General features: G+C 69.5%; 10 protein-coding genes and 1 pseudogene. 9 read left to right on the forward strand and 2 right to left on the reverse strand.

Features of this window, described 5'->3' with window-relative positions; translation table 11 throughout:
- Positions 1–60 precede the first annotated feature (60 nt).
- The 8 genes and pseudogenes from RCO28_RS32420 to RCO28_RS32455 all read left to right on the forward strand — a co-directional run bounded on the left by RCO28_RS32420 (position 61) and on the right by RCO28_RS32455 (position 11,432).
- A complete protein-coding gene (locus RCO28_RS32420) occupies positions 61–1,305 on the forward strand; it encodes an FAD-dependent oxidoreductase (protein WP_308944898.1) in 1,245 nt (414 codons plus the stop codon).
- 254 nt (positions 1,306–1,559) lie between these two features.
- Entirely contained in the window at positions 1,560–2,477 is a 918-nt protein-coding gene (locus RCO28_RS32425; RefSeq protein WP_308944899.1) for a dihydrodipicolinate synthase family protein, read from the forward strand.
- Positions 2,477–3,580 carry a proline racemase family protein gene (locus RCO28_RS32430; protein WP_308944900.1) on the forward strand — a complete coding sequence of 368 codons (1,104 nt, stop codon included), beginning with the start codon at positions 2,477–2,479 and terminating at the stop codon, positions 3,578–3,580. Before RCO28_RS32425 ends, RCO28_RS32430 begins: the two co-directional genes overlap by 1 nt.
- Entirely contained in the window at positions 3,580–5,070 is a 1,491-nt protein-coding gene (locus RCO28_RS32435; RefSeq protein WP_308944901.1) for a gamma-aminobutyraldehyde dehydrogenase, read from the forward strand. The genes RCO28_RS32430 and RCO28_RS32435 overlap by 1 nt, the downstream gene beginning before the upstream one ends.
- A 330-nt stretch (positions 5,071–5,400) precedes the next feature.
- Complete coding sequence (locus RCO28_RS32440) at positions 5,401–6,846, forward strand: alanine/glycine:cation symporter family protein (RefSeq protein WP_308944902.1); 1,446 nt, start codon at positions 5,401–5,403, stop codon at positions 6,844–6,846.
- A 118-nt stretch (positions 6,847–6,964) separates the two neighbouring features.
- Complete coding sequence (locus tag RCO28_RS32445; protein WP_308944903.1) at positions 6,965–7,741, forward strand: SDR family NAD(P)-dependent oxidoreductase; 777 nt, start codon at positions 6,965–6,967, stop codon at positions 7,739–7,741.
- Complete coding sequence (locus RCO28_RS32450; RefSeq protein ID WP_308944904.1) at positions 7,738–8,388, forward strand: SDR family oxidoreductase; 651 nt, start codon at positions 7,738–7,740, stop codon at positions 8,386–8,388. Before RCO28_RS32445 ends, RCO28_RS32450 begins: the two co-directional genes overlap by 4 nt.
- 286 nt (positions 8,389–8,674) lie before the next feature.
- A pseudogene (locus RCO28_RS32455) lies at positions 8,675–11,432 on the forward strand (SpoIIE family protein phosphatase).
- 18 nt (positions 11,433–11,450) lie between these two features.
- Here the strand turns inward: RCO28_RS32455 and RCO28_RS39525 are convergent.
- Both RCO28_RS39525 and RCO28_RS39530 read right to left on the reverse strand, forming a co-directional pair.
- Positions 11,451–11,741 (reverse strand): hypothetical protein, encoded by a 291-nt coding sequence (locus RCO28_RS39525; RefSeq protein ID WP_374991291.1) that lies wholly within the window; start codon positions 11,739–11,741, stop codon positions 11,451–11,453.
- A gap of 53 nt (positions 11,742–11,794) precedes the next feature.
- Positions 11,795–12,217, reverse strand: coding sequence for an aminotransferase class III-fold pyridoxal phosphate-dependent enzyme (locus tag RCO28_RS39530; RefSeq protein ID WP_374991292.1), 423 nt, complete (start codon positions 12,215–12,217; stop codon positions 11,795–11,797).
- Here RCO28_RS39530 and RCO28_RS32465 point away from each other — a divergent pair, their 5' ends adjacent.
- The gene (locus RCO28_RS32465) at positions 12,218–12,385 is read left to right on the forward strand and encodes a helix-turn-helix domain-containing protein (protein ID WP_308944936.1); all 168 of its coding nucleotides are present in this window, start codon (positions 12,218–12,220) and stop codon (positions 12,383–12,385) included.
- Positions 12,386–12,634: the final 249 nt, after the last annotated feature.

Below are 12,634 nucleotides of genomic sequence, written 5' to 3' on the forward strand. Positions count from 1 at the left end.
GGGATCGCCGCCCGGTGCGAGAGGCGCCCCTCGGCGCCCTGTCAGGAGGTACACGACTCCATGCGAATCATCGTTGTAGGCGCTGGGGCGGTCGGCCTTGCGAGTGCCTACCGGTTGGCCAAGAGCGGCTGTGAAGTGGTGGTACTGGACGCCCGTCGTGCGGGCTCCGCCGCCAGCCACGGCAACGCGGCCAAGATCGCGCTGGCGGAGAGCGGCCCCGTACCGGCCCCTGGAGTCATCCTTCAGGGCCTGAAGTGGATGCTGAAGCCGGACAGCCCGCTCTACGTCAAGCCGTCACTGGCCCCCGACTTCCTGAAGTTCATGCTGAGCATGGCCCGGCACTGCACCGAGCGTGACTTCCGCGCAGGTCTTGAGACCACGCTGCGCCTGGCCGAGGGGACGATGGACCTCCTCGACGACTGGGGCAGGGACGGGATCTCCTTCGAGATGCACAAGGCCGGCGTCCTCCTCGCCTTCGAGACCCGCGAGCGGTACGAGGAGCAGTGCGCGTCGCTCGACATCTTCGAGCGGTTCGGCATGGTGCCCGAGCACCTGCACGGCGACGAGGTCCGGGAGAAGGAACCGGCGCTCAACGACCGCAACCAGCACGGCCTGTTCTTCCCGGACGACCGGCAGGTCGAGCCCGACTCCCTCACCGCGGGACTGCTCAAGCGTTGTCAGGAACTGGGCGTGGAGATCCACGAGCACACCCCGGTCCGCAGATTCCTGCGCCAGGGCGACACCGTCACCGGCGTTCTGACCGACAAGGGCGAAATCACCGGCGACACCCTGCTCCTGGCCGCGGGCGTGTGGACCGGCCGCATGAGCCGTGAACTGGGCGTACCCCTGCCCATCCGGCCCGGCAAGGGCTACAGCGTCGACTACTCTCCGGCCCCCGTCCAGCTGCGCACGTCCCTCACACTGGAAGATGCCCGGGTAGCGGTGACACCGCTCGACGGGTTCCTGCGGCTCGCCGGAACGATGGAGTTCGGCGGCCTGGAGGAGAACATCAACCCCCGCCGCGTAGCCGCAATCAAGCAGGCCGCAGCCGACGCCTTCACAGGCTGGGACAACCCTCCCGGTGAGGCCAAGCCGTGGGCGGGCATGCGGCCCATGACCCCGGACGGGCTGCCCATCATCGGCCGCCTCGGCCCACTGCCCAACGTCTACGTCGCCTCGGGCCACGGAATGCTGGGACTTACCCTCGCCCCGGCCACCGCCGAGATCATCACCGAGAGCATCACGCAGCAGCGCGTCCCGGCCGTCGCCGAGCCGATCTCACCGCTCCGCTTCACCCGCCGGTGACCCGCACCGGCCACCAGGACACCCCGTGACCAGCGTCCACGTCCGCAGCGCCACCACCGTGACGCCGGGCCCGGACGCCCCTGAACCGCCGCCGGCCCGGCCGAGCGGTCCAGCCCTGACCGAAGCGTCGGCCGGGCCGCGGCGCACCACTTCCGCAGAACGCACCACTTCCGCAGAACGCACCACTTCCGCAGAACGCGGCGCACCGGTGCCGCACCCCCTTCCGCCCACCCTCCAACTTCAGGAGACCCCTCATGAGCGCCCAGCAGTTCACCGGCATCCTCGCCGCCGTCGTCACCCCCTTCACCGCGGACGGCTCCGCCATCGACGCCGACGGTGTGAAGCGCCAGGCCGAGCACATCATCGGCGGCGGCGTCCACGGCCTCGTCCCCGGCGGCAGCACCGGCGAGTTCGGCGCCCTGACCGTCAACGAGCGCAAGCAGACGACCGAGTTGTACGTGGAGGCCGCCGCCGGACGCGTCCCGGTGGTCGCCGGCACCGGTGCGCTGAGCACGGCCGAGACCGTGGAGCTGAGCGTCCACGCGGAGAAGGCCGGTGCGGACGCCGTGATGATCGTGCCGCCGTTCTACGACGCCCCGTCCTTCGAGGAGCTCCTCGCCTTCTACGGCGACGTCTCCGAGGCGATCGACATCCCGATCATGTACTACAACATCCCCTCCGCCACCGGCGTCCACCTCACCCCCGAGCAGCTCGCGGAGCTGGGCCGCAAGACCCGCGTGACCTCGTACAAGGACACCGGCGGTGACTTCGCCTGGTTCTCGGCCGTCAAGGAGCAGCACGCGCCGGACATCACGGCCCTCAACGGCTGGGACACCCTCACCTTCGCCGCCCTCGCGAGCGGCGCGAAGGCCGGCGTCTGGGGCACGGCGAGCGTGATCCCGCGCCTCTGCGCCGACCTGTACGAGGCCGTCGCCGTCCGCGGCGACCTCGTGGCCGGACGGGAGCTGTGGTCGAAGATCTTCCCGATCTGCCGGTTCCTGGAGTCCCACAACTACGCCTGCGGCATCAAGACCGGTGTCGAGCTCGTCGGCGTGAGCGCAGGACCGACCCGTCGCCCGGTGCTGCCGCTGGCGCCGGAGCACCGCGAGGAGTTCCGTGCGCTGCTCGCCGCCGCGGGCGTCGAGACCGTGGCCGAGCAGGTGGCCGCGTAATGTCCGCGCAGCGCGTCCACGCCATCGACGTCCACGCGGAGGGCGAGCCGGGCCGCGTGCTGATCGGCAGCCATCTGCACGTCAAGGGCGCCACGATGGCCGAACGGCTGCACTACTGCGAGAAGCACCTCGACGGGCTCCGCCGCCTGCTGCTGCGCGAGCCGCGCGGCTACCCCGCACTCTGCGGTGTGCTCGTCCTGCCTCCCGCCGATCCGTCCGCCGACTTCGGCATGGTCGTCCTGGAGCAGGGCGGGTTCCGTCCGATGTCCGGCTCCAACCTGATCTGCGCCGTCACCGCTCTCGTGGAGACGGGCGCGGTGCCGGTCAGCGAACCGGTCACCGATCTCACCGTCGACACCGCCGTCGGACTCGTCCGCGTCCGAGCCGACGTCGAACGGGGCAAGGTCACCCGCGTCACGTTCGCCAACGTTCCCGCCTTCGTCCTCGCCCTGGACCACGTCCTGGAGCTGCCGGAATACGGACCGGTCCCGGTCGACATCGTCTTCGGCGGGCAGTTCTACGTCCAGGCACGCGCCGTGGACCTGGGCATCCTGAGCCTGGACCCCTCCGGGGCCAAGGAGTTGGTGCGTGCCGGAGCGGTGCTACGTACGGCGGCACAGCAGCAGTTCCCGGTCAGCCACCCACAGAACCCCGGCATCAACCAGATCGCCCTCACGATGATCCACGGCCCCTCGCCGACCCCGGGCGTCGACGGCCGGAACACCGTCGTCCTGCCCAACGGCGAGGTGAACCTGGCCGATCCGAGCACCTGGACCGGCACGCTCGACCGTTCCCCGTGCGGCACCGGCACCAGTGCTCGGATGGCCGCGCTGCACGCGCGGGGCGAACTCGCCCTGAACACACCGTTCATCCACGAGTCGATCATCGGCACCACCTTCACCGGCACGCTCCTGGACACCACCGGGATCGGCGGACACGAGGCCGTGCTGCCGACGATCAGCGGCCGCGGCTGGATCACCGGCTTCAGCCAGCTCGTCCTGGACGAGACCGACCCCTTCCCGCACGGCTACACGCTCGGAGACCTGTGGGGCGACGAGGCCGCCCCGACCGCCGGGCCGACCGAGACCGAACTGGAGCACTAATGGAAACCACCGGACTGCAGTTCATCGGCGGCAAGCGCCGCCCCGGCACGTCCGGCCGGCAATTCTCGGTGACCAACCCGGCCACCGGCGAAGTCCTGGCCACCGACACCCTGGCCGGCCCCGAGGACGTCAATGAGGCGGTCGAGGCCGCCCGCTCCGCCTTCGCCGTATGGTCGCGGACCACCCCCGCTGAACGCTCCGAGGCCATGCTGCGCTGGGCGGACATCCTGGAGTCCCGCGCCGAGGAACTCGCCCAGGCCGAGAGCCGGATCGGCGGCAAGCCGATCAAGCTGACCCGCGGCTTCGACATCCCCGGCTCGATCGACAACGTCCGCTTCTTCGCCGGTGCGGCCCGCAACCTGGAAGGCCGTGCCTCGGCGGAGTACTCCGGCGAGCACACCTCCGCCATCCGCCGCGAACCCATCGGCGTCATCGGCTCCATCGCCCCCTGGAACTACCCGCTCCAGATGGCCGCCTGGAAGATCCTCCCGGCCGTCGCCGCGGGCAACACCATCGTCCTGAAGCCGGCCGAACTCACCCCGATCACCTCGGTGTTGTTCGCCGAGGCGGCCCAGGAGGCGGGCATCCCGGACGGCGTCATCAACGTCGTCACGGGCGCCGGTTCCGTCGCCGGTCAGGCCCTGATGGGTCACCCCGACGTCGACATGGTCTCGTTCACCGGCTCCACCGCGGTCGGCCGCCAGATCGCCGCGACCGCCGCCGGGGACGTCAAGCGCGTCCACCTCGAACTCGGCGGCAAGGCCCCCTTCGTGGTCTTCGACGACGCCGACGTGGAGGCCGCGGCCCGCGGTGCGGTGGCCGGTTCCCTGATCAACAGCGGTCAGGACTGCACCGCCGCGACCCGCGCGTACGTCCAACGCCCCTTGTACGAGGCGTTCGTTCAGCGAGTGGCACAGCTGATGGACGGCGTACGGCTCGGCCCGGTCGACGACCCGGACACCGACATGGGGTCCCTGATCTCCTTCCAGCAGCGCGACCGCGTCGCCGCCATGGTCGACGAGGCCCGCGAGGACGGGGCGACGATCGTGCGCGGCGGGAAGATTCCCGACGGCCCGCTGGGCCAGGCCGCGTACTACGAGCCGACGCTCATCACCGACGCGGCGCAGGACTCCGCGGTCGTTCAGCAGGAGATCTTCGGCCCGGTCCTCGTCTGCCTGCCCTTCGACAGCGACGACGAGGCCATCGAGCTGGCCAACGACACCCCGTACGGCCTCGCCGCCTCGGCCTGGACGACGAACGTCTACCGCGCAGGGCGCGCCACCCGGGAGATCCAGGCGGGCTGCGTGTGGGTCAACGACCACATCCCGATCATCAGCGAGATGCCGCACGGCGGATACAAGGCGTCCGGCTTCGGCAAGGACATGTCCGCCTACTCCTTCGAGGAGTACACCAACGTCAAGCACGTCATGACCGACATCACGGGCGACCAGCGGAAGTCCTGGCACGACGTGGTCTTCAGTAGCCGCTGACCTACGCGGCGCGGCGCGCTTCGCGCATCTGAGCGGGGGCGGCCCCGGCAAGGCGGCCGCCCCTCCCGGACGCACCCGTCCAACGGCCCCTACTTTCCATACTCCCCATGAGTTCTGGGCCACCGACCCTGGGGCGGACCCGTGGACACCCCCACCGATCCCGCGCCGAACAGCCCATGAGCAGCGGACAGCGCCCTCGGGCCCATGCTCGATCACCTTCCTTGAGCAACTGGCTGCCAGAGCTGAGCCGATGCATTCGCGGCGCTTCCGTGACAGGACGGGACGCCTCTCAGGAGACAAGGACGTCTCCGCACGCAAAGGGAGCATCACATGGAAAGTCTCCTCAGCACCATCTATGACCTCATCTGGAATCCACTGGTCTACGTCACGCTGGTGACTGGATTCGTCTACACCGTTGCTACACGGGGCGTGCAGGTGAGACATCTGCCAGGAATGGTCAAGTGCCTCTTCGGACGCGCTGATTCGGATACCGGTACTTCTTCCTTCCAAGCTTTTGCCATGGCGCTGGGCGGCCGGGTCGGCGTGGGCAATATCGCGGGTGTCGCCACCGCGATCGCCGCCGGTGGACCTGGTGCGCTTTTCTGGATGATCGCCACGGCCGTTCTCACTGCCTCCAGCGCATTCATCGAGGCCACACTCGGCCAGATATACAAGGTCAAGTCCGAGGGTGAGTACCGCGGTGGTATTCCCTGGTACATCGAAAAGGGCCTCGGGCTGAAGTGGCTCGCGGTCGCGGCCGCCGGCGTGGCAGTCCTCTGCTACTCGCTGCTGATTCCCGGTGTGCAGTCCTCCACCATCGTCACCTCCCTGGACGCCTCGTTCGGCGTGCCGACATGGCTGTCCGGACTGATCCTGGTCGGGCTCCTGGGGTTCGTGGTCTTCGGCGGTACGAAGCGCATCGCCGCGTTCGCGGAGAAGGTCGTCCCGATGATGGCCGCCTGCTACGTGCTGCTCGCCGTCATCGTCCTGTCCGCGAACTTCGGCGAGATCCCTGAGGTCGTACGCGTGGTCATGGCCTCGGCGTTCGGAACCGACGCCGTCTTCGGCGGGATGATCGGCGCCGCCGTTGCCTGGGGCGTTCGCCGCTCGCTCTACTCGAACGTGGCAGGTGTCGGCGAGGGCGGCTTCGCAGGAGCTGCCGCCTCGGTCTCCCACCCGGTGAAGCAGGGCCTGGTCCAGTCGTTCTCCGTGTACATCGACACGCTGCTCGTCTGCACGGCAACCGGCGTCATGATCCTCTCCACCGGGGCGTACAACATCCTGCCCGAGGGAAAGCCGCCGCTCGTCGAGAACCTGCCGGGTGTGGAAGCAGGTGCGGGCTTCACACAGGCCGCTATCGACAGGGCCCTGCCGGGAGCTGACTTCGGCTCCGGCATCGTGGCCATCGCCATCTTCTTCTTCGCCTTCACGTCGTTGATGTCGTACTTCTACTACGGCGTGACGAACATCGTTTACCTCACCGGCAGTTCGCGAGGAATTCCGGCCCGCATCGTGCAGGCCGTGGTCCTTCTGTCCGCTTACCTCGGTACGGTCCGCAGCACCGAACTCGTCTGGCAGCTCGGCGACATCGGATATGGACTCATCGCCTGGTTCAACATGATTGCCATAGCCCTGCTTCTGCCCATCTCGCTCCGTGCCCTGCGGGATTACGAACGCCAGAAGAAGGACGGTCTTGACCCGGTCTTCGACCCGGTCCGCGCCGGCATCAAGGGAGCATCCTTCTGGGAGTCCAGCGATGCCCCGGTCAGGCGGTGACCGCTCACATGAACGTTGAGGGAGCTCGCGTCCTGAGCAGCAGGACGCGAGCCCTCCCGGTGTCAGTCCGACGGTCCGTGAATCTGGAACGACCACGGAGGAAAGGATGGAGAAGAGCATGACGGACAGCGCACTCACAGGCTCACCGTTCGCCGGACGGGCCTGTCTCGTCACTGGGGCGGGAGGCGGCATCGGCTCCGCCATCGCGCGCCGGCTGGCTCACGAAGGAGCCACCGTCGTCGTGGCCGACATCGACGAGACCGCCGCGAAGGCGGTCGTCGAGGGCATAGCGGCGGACGGCGGTACAGCCGAGGCAGCACACTTCGATCTCGGCGACGGGGAGGCGTGCCGACAGGCCGTGGACGATGCCGTGGCCCGCTACGGACGACTGGACGTCCTGGTCAACAACGCGGGCATCAACCGGCGGGGCAATCTGCTCGACCTCTCCGCACAGGACTGGGAGGCCAGCTTCGCCGTCAACGTGCATCCGCTGTTCCACCTGTGCCGGGCCGCGCTGACGCACATGGCTGCCCAGGGCGGCGGGGCGATCGTCAACACCGCTTCGCAGTGGGGGCTGCAGCCCGCGGCCGACTACATCGCCTACAACGTCACGAAGGCCGCGGTGGTCGCCTTCACCCGCAGTCTCGCCCGCGATCACGCGCATCAAGGAGTACGGGTCAACGCCGTATGCCCGGGAGAGATCCGTACTCCCATGCTGGAAGCGGGACTTGCGAGTTCCGGGCGCACTGTCGCCGAACTCGACTCCTTGGTGCCGTTCGGCCGGATCGGCACCCCCGAGGAGGTTGCGGCACTCGTCGCGTTCCTGGCCTCCGACGAAGCGCCGTACATGTGCGGATCGATCGTGGAAATCACCGGAGGGCAGGCCGTCGCATGAGTACGAACACGCCTTCACAGCAAGGGCTTCTCACTGGGAAGACCGTTCTCGTCACGGGTGCCTCGCGCGGCATCGGACGTGCAACCGCACTCGCCGCCCACCGGGAAGGCGCCCACGTCCTGGCCCACTGGGCGAGCGACAAGGGGGCGGCGGACGAGCTGCAGGACCTCCTGGGAGACCGCGGTCACTTGGTCCGCGCCGACCTGCGACGGCCCGACGAGACCGAGGCCCTGTGGCGCCAGGCGCTCGCCTGGCGCGGCCGCATCGACGTACTGGTCAACAACGCGGGAGCATGGCTGAGTTCACCTCTGGCCGACCGAGCAGAGTGGGACCGGGGCTGGGTCGACAACCTGGCGCTCAACCTCACCGGCCCGGCAGACCTCAGCCGCAATGCCGTGCTCCACTTCCGCGAACACGGCGGCGGCACCATCGTGAGCGTATCCAGCCGCTCCGCCCATCGCGGCGACGACGCGGACCACCTGGCCTACGGCGCCGCGAAAGCGGGACTCCTCGCTCTCACCAAGGGCATCGCGCGCGGCTACGGGCCGAGGGGGTTCTCGCGTACGCCATTACCCCCGGCTGGGTGGCTACCGACTTGGCAGCGGCCGGTACGGCGGACGCCTCCGGCGTGCCCCTGGGCGAGGTGACGCCTCCGCAGGACGTAGCGGAGATGATCACCTTCCTGGCCTCCGGCCGCTCGCGGCACACCACGGGGGCGACCATCGACATCACGGGCGCGGACTACGTCCGGTGACTGAGCTCGCGTGACCGGGCTGGGCTGCTGAGTTGAACCGCCGACGCGGTGAGCCGAGTGCGGTTGCTCCTGAGGGGTGGGCTTCGGGCCGTGCGGCTCGAAGCCCACTCACCTGCGTCCTGTGCCAGACCTCGTCGGCGCCACCACCCGAGCCGATCCCGCGGTGGTAGATATAAGTCATGAACAGCACATTTGGTCGAAATCTCCCTCGATCATTGCTGAACCTGCGCAGTGCCGCCGGACAGGTATTCCTGTTGCAGATCGTGATCGTGGTGCTGTTGGTCGCGGCCGCGGTGACGGCCCAGGTGCTCCAGGCGAGGAACGACGTCGCGCGGGAGGCCCGGCAGCGGTCGGTGTCCGTGGCGCAGACGTTCGCGAACGCCCCGGGCACGGTCCAGGCACTGGACAGTGCGGACCCGACGGCAGTGCTGCAGCCGCGCGCCGAGGCGGCCCGGAAGGCGGCTGACGTCGACTTCGTCGTCGTCACGGACACCGAGGGAATCCGCTACACGCAGCCCGATCCGAGTTTCATCGGAAAGAAGTTCATCGGCACCATCGAACCGGCCCTCGAAGGCGGCGTCGTCGTCGAGGACACCGCCGGACCCGTGGCAAGCGGATGGACCGAGTCCGTCCAGGCCGTGGTCCCGGTGTTCGGTCCCGGCGGTTCGGTCGTCGGCCTGGTCTCCGCCGGAGTCACGGTCGGAAGCTCCAGCGGCCTGGTCGAACGGCAGATGCCGATCATCCTGGGCACCGGTGCGGCCGCGCTTGCAGTGGCGACCGGCGGGGCAGCCGCGATCAGCAGGCGATTGCGCCGGCAGACCCACGGCCTGGGGCCGGCCGAGATGACGCGGATGTACGAGCACCATGACGCGGTGCTGCATTCCGCACGGGAGGGAGTGCTGATCGTCGACGCCGACGGTCGGCTCCTCCTGGCCAACGACGAGTCGCGACGGCTCCTGGACCTTCCGGCGGACGCCGAACAGCGGCCCGTGACAGACCTGGGACTGGACGAGGAGATGGCAGGGCTGCTGGCGTCGGGGGAACCGGTCACGGATGAGGTGCATCTGGCCGGGGACCGGTTGCTGGCCGTGAACATCCGGCCCACGAAGCCGGCCGGCGGCCCAGCCGGCAGCGCGGTGACACTGCGGGACACCACGGAACTGGCGACGGTCACCGGGCGGGCGGAAGTGGCGCGGGAACGGCTGAAGCTCCTGTACGACGCGGGGTTGCGGGTCGGTACCACGCTGGACGTCGTGCGAACGACGGAGGAGCTGGCGGAGGTCGCGGTGCCGCGGTTCGCCGACACCGCCGTCGTGGACCTCCTGGACGCCGTCGTACGGGGACAGGAACCGGAACGGGAGGCGCGGCAGCGGATGCGGCGTACGGCGGTCAGCGGCGACGAGCGGACGCTGCCCCTCTATCCGGTCGGAGAGCTCATCACCTTCCTGCCGTCGACTCCGCAGATGCGCGCCATGGAGTCGGGGCGGGCGGTCCTGGAGTCGGATCTGCGCCGCGCGAAGGGCCTGCGGGAGCAGGACCCGGAACGGGCGCGCAAGGCTTTCGAGTACGGGTTCCACTCGCTGGTGACCGTTCCCCTGCAGGCCCGCGGGGTGGTGCTCGGGATGGTGAGCTTCTGGCGGGCCGGGGATGCGCCGCCCTTCGAGGAGGAAGACCTCTCCTTCGCCGATGAGTTGGCGGCGCGGGCCGCGATCTGCGTCGACAACGCGCGCCGGTTCACACGGGAGCACGCCACGGCCGTGGCGCTCCAGCGCCGGCTGCTGCCTCGCGGACTGCCCGAACAGGACGCTGTCGAGGTTGCCTGGCGGTATCTCCCCGCTGAGGCGGGAGTGGGCGGCGACTGGTTCGACGTCATCCCGCTGTCCGGAGCCCGGGTAGCTCTGGTGGTCGGCGACGTGGTCGGCCACGGTCTGCACGCCGCCGCGACCATGGGACGGCTGCGCACCGCCGTACACAACTTCTCGGCCCTGGACATGGAACCGGGCGAACTCCTCGCCCACCTCGACGACCTGGTCACCCGGATCGACAGCGAGGAGAACACCGTCGACGGCACGGAGGGCCGGGAGTACGAGCAGGTGACCGGCGCGACGTGCCTGTACGCGATCTACGACCCGGTCACCGGACTGTGCACCGTGGCCCGCGCGGGACACCCGGCCCCGGCCGTGTCGTATCCCGACGGCGCAGTCACGTACCCCGACGTGCCGGCCTCGCCGCCGCTCGGCGTGGGCGGGCACCCCTTCGAGGCAGTCGAGCTGCGCCTGCCCGAGGGCTCACAACTGGTGCTCTACACGGACGGTCTGGTGGAGAGCCGCGACCGCGACATCGGCACCGGCCTCGACGTGCTGCGGGCCGGCGCTGGAGAGCGCGGTGGGCCGTACGCCGGAAGAGACGTGCCGCGCGGCGATCGAGGCGACGTTGCCGGCCCACGCGACCGACGACGTGGCCCTGTTGGTGGCCCGGACGCGCCTGCTCGAGCCGTCCAAGGTGGCGGAATGGGATGTGCCGCAGGATCCCGCGGAGGTGGCGCCGGTGCGTGCGCAGTGCGTGGCGCGCCTGCGGGAGTGGGGCCTGGAGGACATCGGGTTCGCCGCGGAGCTGATCCTCAGCGAGCTGATCACGAACGCGGTCCGGTACGGAGCCCGGCCGATCAAGGTGCGGCTCCTGTACGGCCGCACCTTGATCTGCGAAGTCTCCGACGGCTCCAGCACATCCCCGCACCTGCGCCTGGCCAAGACCACGGACGAGGGCGGGCGCGGGCTGTTCCTGGTGGCCCAGTTCGCCCGTCGCTGGGGAACCCGGTACACACCGGCCGGCAAGGTCATCTGGACCGAACAGCCCCTCCACAACGGCGCATCCGCCCCCGCGAGCGACACCCCGGCCGACGTCCTCCTCGACCAGTTCGACGACCTCGACTTCTGACGAGGCACAGGAAACGACCTAGCTCAGGTCGTCCTTGCGTACGCCCTGGATCAGGGAGTCCACGCGGCTGAGGACCTGGTCGATGATCTGCAGCCCCTCGCGGGCTTCGGACTCCGTGATCGTGCAAGGAGGTACGAGGTGGATGCGGTTGGAGTTGGTGAACGGCAGCAGGCCGAGCTGCTTCGCGGCCCGTACGGCCTCGGCCATCACCGGACTGCTTCCGCCCGTCGGCGCCACCGGCGTCCTGGACTGCCGGTCGGTGACCAGCTCGATCGCCCAGAAGACGCCGCGCCCGCGGACCTGCCCCACGCTGGGATGCCTTCCGGCCAGCCGGACGGGCTCGGGGCCGATCACCTCGGTGCCTACGCGCCGGGCGTTGTCGACGATGCCGTCCCGCTCCCTGCGGTGATGGCGGCGGCCGCCGCCGCGCAGGCGAGGGGGAGGCCCGAGTACGTGGGCCCGCCGGGGTAGGGGAGGTGCGCGAGGTGCTCGGCGACCCGGTCCCCGATGACGACACCACCGAGCGGCACGTAGCCCGAGTTGACGCCCTTCGCGAACGTCAGCAGGTCCGGGACCACACCTTCGTCGGCGCTGACGAACCAGGAGCCGGTGCGGCCGAAGCGCGTCATCACCTCGTCGACGATGAACACGATGCCGTAAGGGGACTTGTCCCCCTGCTGCGCGACGACCACCGCCTGCAGGCGTTCGCGGAGACCGAGCTGGGACGCCTGCTCGACCACGACGCTCGCACCGGCGACAACCTTCTCAACCTGCTGCGCACGCACCTGGACTGCTCCGGCGCCAAGACACACACCGCACGCCGCGCAGGCCTGAGCCGCCCTACCCTCTACAGCCGACTCGGCGCCATCGAACGCATCCTGGGCGTCTCCCTCGAATCCGCCGAGTCACGCACCTCGCTCCACGCCGCGCTCATGGTGATCGACGCTCGCTGAGTCGTCGGGATCTCCCTCGCCCAAGGAAGCGTTCTCAGTTGTGCGTTGCGTTGTGGGTGTGAGGAGACCCACCTCAGCGTCGAGGGGGCTTGCCCTCGACAACTGCCGGCCTGACGACAGCAGGCTGGGACGATGATGATCTGCGGGACCGCTGCGCGTGCCCGGTCCCAGGCGTCGATGTGGACGATCAGGACCTGCGCCAGTTCGGGATTGCGGGGCGACGGGTGCCGTGGTCGAGGGCGGTCGGGG

Source organism: Streptomyces sp. LHD-70, assembly GCF_031157275.1.
Taxonomy (GTDB): domain Bacteria; phylum Actinomycetota; class Actinomycetes; order Streptomycetales; family Streptomycetaceae; genus Streptomyces.